Origin of the sequence: Vibrio sp. 10N.222.52.C12, assembly GCF_041474215.1 — a bacterium.
GTDB classification, from domain to species: domain Bacteria; phylum Pseudomonadota; class Gammaproteobacteria; order Enterobacterales; family Vibrionaceae; genus Vibrio; species Vibrio crassostreae_C.
This window is the reverse complement of record NZ_JBFRTR010000177.1, coordinates 1-14,114: the sequence shown is the minus strand read 5'-3', so window position 1 is coordinate 14,114 and position 14,114 is coordinate 1. Positions and strand designations below refer to the sequence as shown.

At 45.4% G+C, this 14,114-nt stretch carries 9 protein-coding genes and 1 tRNA gene; 5 read left to right on the top strand and 5 right to left on the bottom strand.

Annotated features, from left to right (window positions below):
- The first annotated feature begins 98 nt into the window (after positions 1-98).
- Genes AB4623_RS23250 through AB4623_RS23240 form a run of 3 tightly spaced genes read left to right on the top strand, consistent with a single transcriptional unit; the run spans position 99 to position 4,016 of the window.
- The gene (locus AB4623_RS23250; protein WP_017069171.1) at positions 99-2,537 is read left to right on the top strand and encodes a DmsA/YnfE/YnfF family dimethyl sulfoxide reductase; all 2,439 of its coding nucleotides are present in this window, start codon (positions 99-101) and stop codon (positions 2,535-2,537) included.
- An 11-nt stretch (positions 2,538-2,548) separates the two neighbouring features.
- Positions 2,549-3,169 (top strand): DMSO/selenate family reductase complex B subunit, encoded by a 621-nt coding sequence (locus AB4623_RS23245; RefSeq protein WP_004733360.1) that lies wholly within the window; start codon positions 2,549-2,551, stop codon positions 3,167-3,169.
- Between the two features lies 1 nt (position 3,170).
- Positions 3,171-4,016, top strand: coding sequence for a DmsC/YnfH family molybdoenzyme membrane anchor subunit (locus AB4623_RS23240; RefSeq protein ID WP_017060997.1), 846 nt, complete (start codon positions 3,171-3,173; stop codon positions 4,014-4,016).
- Between the two features lie 161 nt (positions 4,017-4,177).
- On the opposite strand, the gene AB4623_RS23235 is transcribed toward AB4623_RS23240, so the two are convergent.
- Complete coding sequence (locus tag AB4623_RS23235) at positions 4,178-5,416, bottom strand: CinA family nicotinamide mononucleotide deamidase-related protein (RefSeq protein ID WP_102320479.1); 1,239 nt, start codon at positions 5,414-5,416, stop codon at positions 4,178-4,180.
- Between the two features lie 210 nt (positions 5,417-5,626).
- Between AB4623_RS23235 and AB4623_RS23230 the strand changes: the two genes are divergently transcribed.
- Both AB4623_RS23230 and AB4623_RS23225 read left to right on the top strand, forming a co-directional pair.
- Entirely contained in the window at positions 5,627-6,535 is a 909-nt protein-coding gene (locus tag AB4623_RS23230; RefSeq protein WP_017065591.1) for a DUF3943 domain-containing protein, read from the top strand.
- A gap of 267 nt (positions 6,536-6,802) precedes the next feature.
- Positions 6,803-7,315, top strand: a complete 513-nt coding sequence (locus AB4623_RS23225; protein WP_372147442.1) for a glycine cleavage system protein R — start codon at positions 6,803-6,805, stop codon at positions 7,313-7,315.
- Between the two features lie 73 nt (positions 7,316-7,388).
- On the opposite strand, the gene nspC is transcribed toward AB4623_RS23225, so the two are convergent.
- The 4 genes from nspC to AB4623_RS23205 all read right to left on the bottom strand — a co-directional run bounded on the left by nspC (position 7,389) and on the right by AB4623_RS23205 (position 14,069).
- Positions 7,389-8,528: a carboxynorspermidine decarboxylase gene (gene nspC, locus AB4623_RS23220; protein WP_017063550.1), complete on the bottom strand. Its 1,140-nt coding sequence runs from the start codon at positions 8,526-8,528 to the stop codon at positions 7,389-7,391.
- Positions 8,529-8,727: 199 nt separating this feature from the next.
- Positions 8,728-9,981: a carboxynorspermidine synthase gene (locus AB4623_RS23215; protein ID WP_017061002.1), complete on the bottom strand. Its 1,254-nt coding sequence runs from the start codon at positions 9,979-9,981 to the stop codon at positions 8,728-8,730.
- 8 nt (positions 9,982-9,989) lie between these two features.
- Positions 9,990-12,929 carry a pyridoxal phosphate-dependent class III aminotransferase gene (locus tag AB4623_RS23210; RefSeq protein WP_372147440.1) on the bottom strand — a complete coding sequence of 980 codons (2,940 nt, stop codon included), beginning with the start codon at positions 12,927-12,929 and terminating at the stop codon, positions 9,990-9,992.
- A gap of 1,064 nt (positions 12,930-13,993) precedes the next feature.
- A tRNA-Gly gene (locus AB4623_RS23205) sits at positions 13,994-14,069 on the bottom strand.
- Positions 14,070-14,114 lie beyond the last annotated feature (45 nt).

The following is a 14,114-nucleotide window of genomic DNA, read 5'->3' as shown; positions in this document are numbered from 1 at the left end:
CACTTATTTGATACCAATCAATCAATAATTCGAAATAAATACATAAAGAACAAACTACCTATAAAGTGCTAGCTATCAATAGCAAAAGGCATCTTAGAATGACGAATAAGAAAGAATCTGGGGTAATGAATCTTACTCGAAGAGGCTTCATGAAAGCTTCCTCTGCAGTAGGTAGTGCAGCTGCACTTGCGGGCGGTATTGCATTACCTTTCAAATCCAAACCAGTAGCGGCTGCAGTTGCTGAAAATGTGGATGAGAAAATCGTATGGAGTGCATGTACAGTAAACTGTGGCTCTCGCTGCCCACTGCGTATGCATGTACAAAACGGTGAAATCAAATACGTAGAAACAGACAACACAGGCACTGACGAATACGGTCATCACCAAGTTCGTGCGTGTCTACGTGGTCGCTCGATGCGCCGCCGTGTTTATAACCCAGATCGCCTAAAGTACCCAATGAAACGTGTGGGTAAACGTGGTGAAGGTAAGTTTAAGCGTATTAGCTGGGAAGAGGCTTATGATGAAGTCGCTGGCACCATGCAACGCCTTATCAAAGACTACGGTAACGACACTATCTACCTAAACTACGGTACAGGTACGCTGGGCGGCACGGTTACTAAATCTTGGCCACCAGCTCAAACGCTGATTGCTCGTCTAATGAACCTAAGTGGTGGTTACTTAAACCATTACGGTGACTACTCAACAGCGCAAATCACGAAAGGCTTGAGCTACACCTACGGCGGTTGGGCAAACAACAACTCTTTCTCTGATTTAGAGAACACTAAACTTAACATTCAGTTTGGTAACAACCCTGCTGAGACGCGTATGTCTGGTGGCGGCCAGATCCACCACTACGTTGAAAGCAAAAACAAATCAAACGCAAGAACGATCATCATCGACCCTCGCTACACCGATACTGCCGGTGGCCGTGAAGATCAATGGATCCCAATTCGTCCTTCTACAGATGCGGCATTGGTAGCGGGTCTTGCACACGTGATGATCACTGAAGACCTTGTCGACCAACCGTTCCTAGACAAATACTGTGTCGGTTACGATGAGAAGACCCTTCCTGCATCAGCGCCTAAAAACAGCGACTACAAATCTTACATCCTAGGTTTAGGTGAAGATGGCGTAGAGAAGACACCAGAATGGGCTTCTAAGATCACGGGTATTCCAGTTGACACCATCGTTAAGCTTGGCCGTGAAATGGGCACAGCGAAACCATGTGCGATTCACCAAGGTTGGGGCTTACAACGCACTGCGAACGGTGAACTAGCGTGTCGTGCAATCGCGATGCTGTCACTGCTCACTGGCTCTGTGGGCGTATCAGGCGGTTCAACAGGCGCTCGTGAAAGCGACATCAACATTCCATTTGTCCGCTTCCCTACTGTGCCAAACCCAGTTGAAACGTCTATTTCAATGTTCATGTGGACAGACGCGATTTACCGTCACCATGAAATGACCGACATCACTGATGGTGTTCGCGGTGCAGAGCGCCTTAAGAACCCAATCAAGATGATCTGGAACTACGCAGGTAACTGCATCATTAACCAACACTCAGACATCAACAAGACTCACGCGATTCTTCAAGATGAAAGTGCGTGTGAAATGATTGTCGTGGTTGATAACCATATGACGTCTTCAGCGAAGTACGCCGATATCATCCTGCCAGACTTAACAACGTCTGAGCAAGACGACTGGTGTATGGACGGTAAAGCGGCGAACATGCCTTACTTCATCTACGCGCAGAAAGCGATTGAGCCTCAGTTTGAAGCGAAATCTATCTACGAGATGTGTACTCAGCTTGCGAAACGAATGGGCGTAGAAAAAGAGTTCACCGAAGGCCGTACTCAAGAGCAATGGATTGAGCACCTTTACGCAGAAACTCGTAAGAACGATCCAACACTGCCAACCTTCGAAGAGATGAAAGAGCTGGGTATCTACAAACGTAGCTACGACCACCACTACATCGCTTATGAAGATTTCCGTAAAGATCCTGAAGCGAACCCACTGACCACACCAAGTGGCAAGATCGAGATCTACTCAGAGCAACTGGCTGATATCGCGAAGACTTGGAAGCTGAAAGAAGACGAAGTGATTCACCCACTTCCGATTTACGCGGACTCTTTCGAAGGTCATAACGACCCACTAGCAGAGAAGTACCCACTTCAGCTAACCGGTTTCCACTACAAGGCTCGTACTCACTCGACTTACGGCAACGTTGCAGAAATCAAAGCAGCAGCACCGCAAGAGTTGTGGATCAACCCAATCGATGCAAAAGAACGTGGTATTGATAGCGGCGACATGGTGAGTATTTTCAACGACCGTGGCGAAGTACATATTCCAGCGAAAGTGACACCTAGGATTCTTCCTCGAGTTGTCGCACTAGGCGAAGGTGCATGGTACGCACCAGATGGTCAGAAGATCGACCATGCAGGCTCTATCAACGTGCTGACGACTCAGCGCCCGAGCCCACTTGCTAAGGGTAACCCTCAGCATACAAACCTAGTTCAAATCAAAGCGCTAAAGAAAGCATAAGGTAGGTTGGAATGAAACAATACGGCTTTTACATTGATTCAAGTAAATGCACGGGTTGTAAAACCTGTCAGCTTGCTTGTAAAGATTATAACGATCTAGACATCAAAACGAACTACCGTCGCGTATACGAATATGCCGGTGGTGGCTTCACTCAAGATGGTGATACCTGGGTTCAGAAAGATGTCTTTTCTTACTACCTATCTATCGCTTGTAACCACTGTACTAACCCAGCGTGTGTGAAAGTGTGTCCTTCGGGCGCAATGCACAAACGTGATGAAGACGGTTTGGTTGTGGTTGATGAGAGCGTATGTATTGGTTGTCAGCACTGTAGCAATGCGTGTCCTTACGGCGCACCACAATACAATGCTAAGAAAGGTCATATGACGAAATGCGATGGTTGTTACCAACGTGTTTCTGAAGGCAAACAGCCTATCTGTGTTGAGTCTTGCCCACTTCGTGCATTGGAGTTTGGTGAAATCAATACACTTCGTGAGAAGTACGGCTCTGGTGCGGATGTGGCTCCACTGCCATCTTCAACAGAAACGCTACCAAACATCGTGATTAAGCTGAACAAAAACGCGAAGCCGACTGGCGATACCAGCGGTCACCTAGCAAACCCGAAGGAGGTGTAAGATGATTTTTCATGAGTGGTCTTTAATCTTCTTTACGGTGCTGGCGCAAACTGCGGTTGGTGGTTACTTACTGATTGGCGCACGTGCACTGGTACTTGGTCATGACGAAGAGAAGCTGAACAGCTACAAGGTTCCAATGTTTATCCTATGGGTACTGATGGGTCTTGGCTTCATGTTCTCGACAACGCACCTTGGCTCTCCACTGCGCGCGTTTAACGCTTTTAATCAGCTAGGTTCGGCTTGGTTGTCTAACGAAGTGTTCTTCGGTGCGGCATTCTTCGCTGTCGGTGGCCTGCAATGGTTACTGTCGGTAGTCAAGAAAGGTGGCGTTGCTATCCAGAAAGCACTGATGGTTGGCGCGATGGTACTGGGTGTTATCTTCATGTACGCGATGATCAACGTATACATGATCAACACAGTACCGACGTGGGACAACATCTACACACCACTGAGCTTCATCATGACGATGGTTGTGGGTGGCTTGCTGTTATCTCAGTTCGTGATTGTATTCGCAAACGACAGCCGCTTTACGGTTGACCGTAACATCACCATGTTGGCTGTTATCGCTGTTGCTATCAGCTTGCTTGTGACAGTAGGAAAACTGAACCTAATCGGAGACATCCAAACTTCAGCGGCAAAAGCGTCTGAGTTAGTCGATGGTTTAGGTAGCTATGTGATTCTTCAAGTGGCACTGCTAATGGCAAGCTTGTTGATTTGGATTCTACCTATGCTGAACAAAGCAAAAGTGAACCCAGTTAACCTTGGCTTAGCACTAGTATTGTTCTTGGCTTCAGAGTTAATCGGCCGTGGTTTGTTCTACAGCCTACATATGACAAGCGGTTTGTAATCGAGTTCTTACAGACATGAGTTGCGTGTAAACATCGCTGCTTGTTTGGTTATCTAGAAGGCTAGATAAACAAAAGGCCCAACACCTATTTAGATGTTGGGCCTTTTTATTTCGTTTTTTCTAGCGTTTTTAATACAGACTTAGCGAGTTAGCTTACATAGCTACTTAATGATAGCCGCTGGAATAAACATGTCTTTTAATCGCTTAACCGAAGAATAAGTACCAAACATCGGTTTGTTATCTAAATGCCTTCTCAGCATATCGGCGGCAACGGTCTTAATCACGTTGCGTTGGTCTTCACGCGAGTACTGACGATAAAACTCAAGTACCTGCCCCCACTCGCCTGCTTCAGTCGACAATGCAACGCTGAATGTGTTGCCTTCCAGCTTACCAGTCACCAAAGCCAATTCAGTTCCGCACTTATCTCTTGTTGCTCCAGCCAGCGCAAAGGTCGCGGCTAATGGATCGCTCTTTTCAAGTTCGCTCTCTTTTGACTCAGCCATCACCCATGAGTGTCCGAAGCAATCTTCTATCTGCTCATTCAATTGCAGCCACGCTGACAGTGAACCTTTGGTCGACACTTCAGACACAGATAACGTCTTCTTTTTTTCCGCCATGATGTGTCCAATATGGTCAATCATCGGCTCATCAACACTAACGACATTACTCTCTAGCAGCTTGTAAACCATCTGCAGAAGCTTAACGCGAGTTTCTAAGTCTGCCTTAGGACCAAACAGTTTGACCTCAATGAACGGCAGATAAGAGCGATAACCAAGTTCATAACCTTCTGGCAGCTTTAGTTGATCCAAAACATCAGAGATACCGGACTCAGACAAACCAAACGTAAACAGTCGACTGCATTCAGAGGCAACCACTTGAGGGTAGGTACACGACAAGTCAGGAAGAATCTCAAACGTCACCATGCGCTTGAATTCACTTGGTACACCCGGCGTGAAATAGAAAGTCGCATCGTTAATTTTCAGTTTGAAGCCACAAGCCGTCCCTACAGGGTTATCGACAATCTCTGAACTCGCAGGTAACAAAGCTTGTTTAAGGTTGCTGTCTGGCATTGGCATGCCACGTCCAGAGAACATCTCTTCCATACGAGCAAGCCATTCAGGGAACATGACGAGTTTCTGCTCGGAAGCAGCTGCAGCGGCGGCAGCACTCATATCATCGGTTGTCGGGCCTAAACCACCATTAACGATAACCACATCATAGTTAAAGCTCAGCATCAGCAGTTCTTCAACAAGAGCATTCATTTGATCACCCACAGTTGAGCGCTTAGCAAGCGCAAAACCATGCTGATAAAACTCAGCAGACATCCAAGCTGCGTTTGTATCTACAATGTCTCCATGAAGAACTTCTTCACCTGTGCTTAACATTGCGATTTTCGTCATATTTCTATCCCTTGTTGTCATAAAAAGACACTGCATTATTTACAAACTGGTCTATGGTTGAATTTGGAGCAATTCGCCTTTTCACTAATATTAATAATGTTAAACCTAAGGTTTTCTTAGGAAAAGCTATAAATTATTAGTTCCCTAAATCAGGCATTTAATAGATAATTGTGACCCTGATCAATTCCAAACTTTCTCATGGAGACCCTTGTGTCCAAATCACCGTTACTAGCAAAGGTTACTGCCGCATTTTCAATGCTAATGTCAGTTAACTCGGTTGCAAGCCAATACGACTTCGACCAGCCAATCAACCTTTCTTACTCGGATGAATGTGCTCAAGATTACTGTTTTAATGACAACTTGTACACCTACAAGCCTAGTACCAATTACGCACTGAGCGAATCGAGTGATGAGTACGACTTCTCAATCCAACAACCAAAACACATGTTGGTGAGTCAGGAGAAAGATTGGGATTACCTAATGGGTCAAACCTACACCATTCTTGGCTTGAGTGTCGCGACAGTGGGTCTAATGACTCTGCTCCCTGAAAGTATTACTAAGTGGGATGATGACCAACGTGATATCAGCTCATTAGGTAAAAAGTGGAAAGATAACGTTTCTGCTGGTCCAACATGGGACCGTGACGAACACTTCCTAAACTACGTAATGCACCCATATTTCGGTGGTGTTTACTACACCGCAGCTCGACACGCAGGTTACGACGAGTTTGAGTCATTCTTATACTCTTGGACTATGTCGACGTTCTTCTGGGAGTACGGCGTAGAAGCGTTTGCAGAAGTACCTTCATGGCAAGATCTCTTCATCACACCTTTCTTCGGTGCGGTTGTCGGTGAAATGATGCTAGAAGCAGAGCAGGATATCATTGCTTCAGGTGGCGAAGTGATGGGCTCTCAAACCATGGGTGATGTGTCGCTATTTTTCCTTAACCCTGTTGGACACATTCACTACTGGGTAAGTGACGCATGGGGCGGTGATGCAGAAGTTAACCTGAATACTAACCCTTGGTGGGATAACCAAGACGCTGCACGTTTTGCTTACGATGCTGGCGCACCATACGACTCTCAGTTTGTTGGTATGAACTTCAAAGTAACGTTCTAATTCGTCTCTAGTACTACTCAATATAAGTTATTGAGTATAAGTTGCTGAATCATCAATCACAGTGACAACTCTTCTAAAAAGCGGCTCTCTAGCCGCTTTTTTTGTGCCCTACTCTTCATTCTCTTTTTTTGCATCGAAGCTTAGTTTCAAAAATTGACCTAGGTCAAACATTGTTCGATGTAACCTTCTACACTGAAATTAAAGAACTTTATCGCGTGATATCAAACATTTAATTAGCAAAGAATAATTGAAACCTTGGGGGCTGATATGAACAGTACATTTATCGTAAACTTTCTCGGAAAAGCATCACCAGCAACAATCAAACAGCTTGCTGCGGTTACTCACGAAAACGACGGCAAATGGCTCATCAGTAAAGTGAACTTTATTGAAGACCAAGTCGCAGGCGTACTAAAGGTTCAACTTCCAGCCATCAACGAATCGATTGTAAAAGAAGCGTTCAGCGCCAATCCAGATCTCATCGTGCAGTTTGTCGATTCCGATCATACACACAATGTTCAAGACACGGTCCATCACTTGAGACTCGACTCTAACGACCGAGCAGGTATCGTCAATGAAGTGACTCATGTATTGGATAGACAAGGAATCAGTATTCTCGATATGGATTGTCACCGCGTCTTTATCGCTGGTGGCGGCGGTGTTAGCTCAAGTCTATTCACATCAAAAATCGCCGTTAAGCTGCCAATCGAAGTACAGATCGACGACGTAGTTAATGAACTCGAAACGCTCAGTGAAGATACTCGTGTGATGATTGAAAGCTAAATAAACAAAATTAGAGAACAAAAAAGAGCAGCTCATTAGCTGCTCTTTGTATTGCTCTGAACTTGTGATTCAGTTACTTAACTGACCATTGTGATAATGAGCGTTTGAAGTCTTCATAGCCGAATTCATTTAGCTTCTGAACTTCACCACTGCTACGTTCACAGTAGATTGAAGGCATTTTAAGGCCATTGAACCAGTTCAATTTCACCATTGTGTAACCCGCGCTGTCTAACAGATGCAGCTTTTGACCAATCTTAAGTGGCTCATCAAAGCTCGCTTCGCAGAACTGATCGCCCGCAAGACATGAACACGAACCAATCACGTAGTCATGGCTGCCTGTTTCTGATGCTTCCAATACTGATGCGGGCTCATTGTAGATAAGCGTGTCAAGGCGGTGCGCCTCAGTCGCTGAATCCACAATCGCTGTTTTCTTCACGTTCTCAACAATATCGACCACTGTCACAACTAGGTCGGTTGTTTTAGTGATGATCGCTTCACCCGGCTCAAGATACATCTGCACACCGTGCTTTTCAGAGAAGGCTTTCAGCGCAAGACCGAGTTTTTCGATGTCATAGCCAGGCCATGTGAAGAACACACCTCCGCCCATGCTCACCCAGTCCAACTTATCTAAGTGCTCACCAAACTGTTCTGAGATTGAATCAAGCAGGCCGATAAACGCATCGACGTCTTTGTTCTCACAGTTCATGTGGAACATCACACCATTAATCTCATCGAAAATTTCTGGTTTGATGTGGTCAGCTTGCACGCCCAAACGCGAGAATTGACGTGCTGGATTCGCCAAGTCTTGCCCTGCGTAGCTCACGCCCGGATTTAAACGTAAACCCAGTGAAGCTTTACCTTCAACAATATGACGGTAAGCAGCAAGTTGGCTTTGAGAGTTGAAGATCATCTTGTCGCAGATGTCAGCAACCTCTCTCACGTCATCTTCACTGTAGCCCACACTGTAAGCATGAGTTTCACCGCCAAAAGTTTCGTGACCTAATTTCACTTCATAAGGGCCAGAACTAGTAGTACCGTCTAGGTACGGTTTGATGATGTCAAACACGCCCCAAGTCGAGAAGCACTTAAGCGCAAGTACCAATTTCACACCTGAAATCTCTTTCAGTTGCTTGGCTTTTTCTAAGTTCGCAATCAACTTGTCTTCGTTGATCATGAAATATGGGGTTTTTAGTTCTTCTTTCTTAAACGTCATTTTTGTAAACACTCAAGCAGCATCTATAGATGGAAAGGTAAATTAACAATTTTGGTGTGATTTATTTTGATTTTGTCCTGTCCGAGCGCAGTGAGTGACAAAATCAAAATAAATGATACCAAAGCTTCAAGGCTATCATCATCGAAAAGGGAACAATCCATGTCCCCTTTAATTAGCAATCAAAACAAGAAATCAGTTCTTATTTTTTCAGCTCATGAATCACTGGAAGACCTTGGCCTGCTTCAAGCTCTTGAACATGCCAATCTAGACCAATTTCCGGCATAGTTGCTAGGAACGGATCTGGATTTAGCTGTTCCATGTTGAACACGCCTTTATCAGCCCATTCGCCACGGAAGAACTGAAGTGCAGCGGTAATCGCTGGAACACCAGTTGTGTAAGAGATCGCTTGGTGCTCTACGTCTTCGTAAGCCACTTCGTGGTCTGCGTTATTGTAGATGAATACGCTACGCTCTTTACCATCTTTCTTACCTTGAACCCAAGTACCGATACACGTTAAACCAGTGTAACCCGGAGCTAGAGATGTTGGATCCGGTAGTAGTGCTTTAAGAACATGCAGAGGCTGAACCACAGTACCATCGTGCAGTGTTAGCGGATCTGGGCTAAGAAGACCGATATCACGCATGCAGTTGAAGTAGTTCAAGTATGCATCACCAAAGCCCATCCAAAATTCGATACGCTTAGCTGGGATGAACTCTTTCATTGAACGAACTTCATCATGCGCCATTGAGTAAACTTTGTGAGAACCACAGTTCGGGAATTCAAACTCAAGCATACGAGAGTGACAAGGTACTTGTTTCCACTCTTCATTTTCCCAGTAGAAAGAATCGCCTTGGATCTCAAGCATGTTGGTTTCTGGGTCAAAGTTTGTCGCAAACTTCTTGCCGTGGTCACCAGCATTCACATCCATTACATCAATTGAGTCAATCTCATCGAACAAGTGCTTAACCGCGTATGCAGCAAAGATTGATACCACACCTGGATCGAAACCAGCACCAAGAATACCTGTGATGCCTGCTTCAGCGAACTTCTCACGGTAGCCCCACTGCCAATCGTAAGCTTGTGGTACTTGTTGGCCTTCAGAACATAGGTCAACCGCTACCGATGTATCTAAATAAGAAACTTTAGATTGGTAACATGCTTCCATGATTGCCATGTTTACCCAAGGAGGACCAGCGTTGATCACTAGATCCGGCTGAACTTCTTTAATCAAAGCAACAAGCGCATCAACATCATCAGCGTCTACTGAACGTGCTTCTAGTTTCTTAGTTGAATCTTTAAGGTTGTTTTTGCCCTTGATAGATTCGATGATTTTTTCACACTTCGCGATTGTGCGAGAAGCGATTGTGATATCACCCAGTACTTCGTTATTTTGTGCTGCTTTGTGTGCAACAACCCAACCAACGCCGCCTGCACCAATTTGTAGAATAGCCATAGTATTAATTACCCTTGTTGTTCTGCTAGCTCAGTGGCTAGAGTTTGAATTTTGTTAATTAGAGATTTGAAATCTGATGTCTTTAGGCACGGATTCAAGATAGTGAATTTAAGCGCACTCTTACCATCCACGACCGTTTCACCGAGTACTGCAACACCACGAGTCAGCGCTTCCAGTCTTAGCGTTTGATTCAATTTGTCTAAATCTAGCTCGCCGTTTGCTGACGGCTTAGATCGGAACAGCACTGTTGATAGTGACGGCTCTGCGAGTAGCTCTAAGTCAGCTTGGTTTTGAATCAGGTCTGCCACTTCTAGCGTTTGCTCAAGAAGATGGTCGTACATATCACCCAACTGCTTTGGTCCAACGCTTTGCATCGTCATGAAGACTTTCAATGCATCGAAACGCTTGGTGGTCGCAATAGACTTATCGACTAGATTTGGCAGTTCATCGTGTTCGCGGTTTAGGTAATCTGCGTGATGTAGAAGGTACTTAAAGTTCGCTTTGTCTTTCAACAATACCGCGCCGCAGCTGATTGTTTGATAGAACAATTTGTGGAAATCGACACTCACAGAGTCCGCTTTTTCGATGCCTTGTAAGCGAGCCTTGTGGCTACTCAAGATAAGCGCGCCACCGTAAGCACTGTCGACATGGAACCAAAGATCTTGCTGACTTGCGATTTCTGCAATCGCATCAAGGTCATCGATAGCACCATGATCGGTTGTGCCCGCAGTACCAATCACAGCAAAAGGAATCAGACCTTGTGCTTTCAGTGCTTTCACTTCTGCGTCTAGCAAGTCAGGCTTGATAGTGCCGTTTGCATTGGTATCAACACAGCACACTGCCGCTTCGCCTAGCCCTAGTAGAGAGGCTGACTTTTGAACCGTGAAGTGAGATTTCTTTGAACATAAGATACGCAGCTTGCTCGCGTATTCTGGTAAGCCAAGCTTTTGGATAGAATGACCATTGTGCTTATCCGCAACCCCGTCTCTCGCAAGCAATAAACCCATTAGGTTACTTTGCGTGCCTCCGCTAGTGAAAACACCGTCAGCTTGTGCGCCAAGTTGGTATTTGTCACACATCCAATCCACAACGCGCTGCTCAACATAAGTCGCAGCCGATGCTTGGTCCCATGAATCCATTGATTGATTCAATGCCGCGATAATCGATTCCGCTGCTACCGAAGCCATAAGAGGAGGAGTGTGAAGGTGTGCAATGCAATCTGGGTGTTGCACGAAGATGGAGTTTGCAGCGACAAGGTCTGCAGTACTATCTACAACATCAACCAAAGCGTGTTGATTGTTATCAAGGTCGACAGCATTGATAGCTGCTTCTAGCACTTTTGGATCTAAACCCGAATAAGGGGTTTCAACCTGTTCAAAAACCGCTTTCATCGCTTGAGTGGTTTGGTTCATCACGTTAGCAAATTCGTCGCTACCGCCTAAACCTGTATGGATGAAATGCTTGTTCCATTCTTGGTTTGCTTGTTCGCTTGAAGTTGGGTCTTGTTGTAAGCCACCACCAGCTGCGATGATCGCTTCTTCCATTACGCGGAGTGCAAAGTCAATCTGCTCAAAAGAGATAATCATTGGCGGAAGGAAACGAATTACCGAGCCATCACGACCACCCTTTTCAACCATCAAGCCACGCTCTAACGCTGCTCGTTGAATCGCTAGGGTTAGTTCGCCGTCTGATTGTGGTTCGCCAAACTTGTTAAGCTCACCATTTGGTTGTTTGATCTCAGCACCGAGCATCAGGCCTTTACCACGAACTTCAGCAATACAGCTAACGCGTGATTGAATCTTCTCAAGCCCGTGACGTAAATATTGGCCTGCGATGTTCGCGTGCTCAACTAAGCCATCTCGTTCGATGATCTCCAACGCCTTAGCGCCAGAGACCATTGCTAATTGGTTACCACGGAATGTACCGGTGTGCTCACCCGCTTTCCATGTATCAATGCTCTTATCGAACACAAGCAGCGACATAGGCAGTCCGCCACCAATCGCTTTAGATAAACATAAGATATCTGGATTAACACCAGACTCTTCAAACGCAAATCGATGGCCAGTTTTGCCCACACCACACTGAATCTCATCAAAAATCAGTAGGATGCCGTGCTCATCACAGATGCGACGTAGGCCTTGTAACCAAGATGCTGGAGCAGGAATCACACCGCCCTCACCTTGCACAGGCTCAACGATCATCGCCGCCGGTTTCATGATGCCAGACTCGTCATCATTCAACATACGTTCGATGTAACGAATGCTCGCGTTAGCACCCGCTTCACCACCAATACCAAACGGGCAGCGTAGGTTGTATGGGAAAGGCATGAAGTGCACATCAGACATCAAGCCGCTACGACGCTCTTTAGTGCCGAGGTTACCCATCATACCCATGGTGCCGTTCGTCATACCATGGTAAGCACCACGGAAAGCAAACATGGTGTTGCGACCTGTGGTTTGCTTGGCGAGCTTGATCGCCGCTTCCACAGCGTCAGCGCCAGATGGGCCACAGAATTGAAGAACCGAGTTATTTGAAAAGTCTTGAGGAAGAAAAGCTTTAACTCGCTTGATAAACGTCTCTTTTGCTTGAGTCGTGATATCAAGTGTTTGGTATGGCAAACCAGAATCGAGTTGGTCTTTAAGTGCTTGGTTAATCTCAGGGTGGTTGTAACCCAGAGAAAGTGTACCTGCACCGGCTAAGCAATCGAGAAAGAGTTGGCCACGAGTATCTTCAACTAAAGCGCCACATGCTCGTTTAATAGCAATAGGCAGGCGTCTTGGGTAAGAGCGAACATCCGACTCATGCTGTTCTTGCTCTAGCAAAATAGCGTCAGGTGTTAGGTCGTACGTTCCCTCTAAGATAGGAACCATAGTTGAAAATGAATTTGCGATAGTATTGATATCGACTTCAAAGGCGGTAGTCATAAAAGTCCCCTTGAATGTGTTCATACTCACCTCCATCAGACGCAATTACCCACCAACTCTCGTTAAATTTGGAGAGAGTTCATAGTAAGTACACGTATTGTCTAGAAATGAGATATAGCTGTACGCTCGCATAAGTCAAATGACGAATACGAAATTAAGCCGTCTTAAGACAGCGATAAATTGTTAGCGTGAGCTCAAGGTTCAGTAATGCTACTGTTTTGAAGAATTGGACATTTTTGCAGGATCGGGCAGCTATGAGGAGCTGGTCCCTTTGGAAATGCAGAGCTGATTAGCAATGTTGTAATTAGTGTGTTCAATGTTGGGTTTCCCATTAACATGACGAACTGCGCCATAAGTATCCCGTCTATCAGCTAAAGGACTAGCCAATACCTACCCTACGTAATGTCCCAATCAGCAAGAATGGTCACTACGCGTATCCCCCAGAAGCAATCGTTGCTCTTCTTGAACATTTTCATTCCGAGATTGCGCGGGAAAGTAACATAAAGTGAAATGAACGATCAATAGTTTTTAGTAATAGCTTGATAAATAGCAGCGGTGGCTAAGCAATTGCTGTAAATATCGTCACACTATCGTTTGGGAAAGAGATCCCCGGTTCATTCGTTCCTCATACCCGAGGATGACGACGTGGGGTTATAAACGTTGCTAGAGAAGCTTTTAGGTCATGGCGTCACTCCCTAGAGCGAGGTGTGAATTCATAGAGAACCCCTTACAACATGTCATTGTATTGCTTTATTCAAGAAACTATCTGATGCAATAGATTAAACTGAAGTTAATCAGCAAGCGGCAAGAGATCCCCGGTTCATTCGTTCCTCACACCCGAGGATGACGACGTGGATTTATAAACGTTACTAGAGAGACTTTGAGGTCATACCGTCTTTCCGTCATTCCCTAGCACGAGGAACGAGTTCATAGGGAATCTCGCTTTTAAAAACTAACTTGATTGCAAAATTTGAAACAGAGATAGAAATGAATGTTGAGTGCGGATTCGAACAAGAAGAGTTCTTAAACGTAAAAGCTAAACGTCAGAAACCAAAAAGCCCGAACATTTCTGTTCGGGCTTCTTAATTTGGAGCGATACATCGGGTTCGAACCGATGACCTCAACCTTGGCAAGGTTGCGCTCTACCAACTGAGCTAGTATCGCATTTGCTTTATCGAGATAAAGACTTTAATAGATGGTGCCCCGGGC

Coding starts and splice junctions, on each gene's coding strand:
- AB4623_RS23215 (WP_017061002.1), bottom strand. CDS start 9,981: ATGGCTATTCTACAAATTGGTGCAGGCGGCGTTGGTTGGGTTGTTGCA.
- AB4623_RS23250 (WP_017069171.1), top strand. CDS start 99: ATGACGAATAAGAAAGAATCTGGGGTAATGAATCTTACTCGAAGAGGC.
- nspC (WP_017063550.1), bottom strand. CDS start 8,528: ATGACGTTTAAGAAAGAAGAACTAAAAACCCCATATTTCATGATCAAC.
- AB4623_RS23240 (WP_017060997.1), top strand. CDS start 3,171: ATGATTTTTCATGAGTGGTCTTTAATCTTCTTTACGGTGCTGGCGCAA.
- AB4623_RS23210 (WP_372147440.1), bottom strand. CDS start 12,929: ATGAACACATTCAAGGGGACTTTTATGACTACCGCCTTTGAAGTCGAT.
- AB4623_RS23235 (WP_102320479.1), bottom strand. CDS start 5,416: ATGACGAAAATCGCAATGTTAAGCACAGGTGAAGAAGTTCTTCATGGA.
- AB4623_RS23225 (WP_372147442.1), top strand. CDS start 6,803: ATGAACAGTACATTTATCGTAAACTTTCTCGGAAAAGCATCACCAGCA.
- AB4623_RS23245 (WP_004733360.1), top strand. CDS start 2,549: ATGAAACAATACGGCTTTTACATTGATTCAAGTAAATGCACGGGTTGT.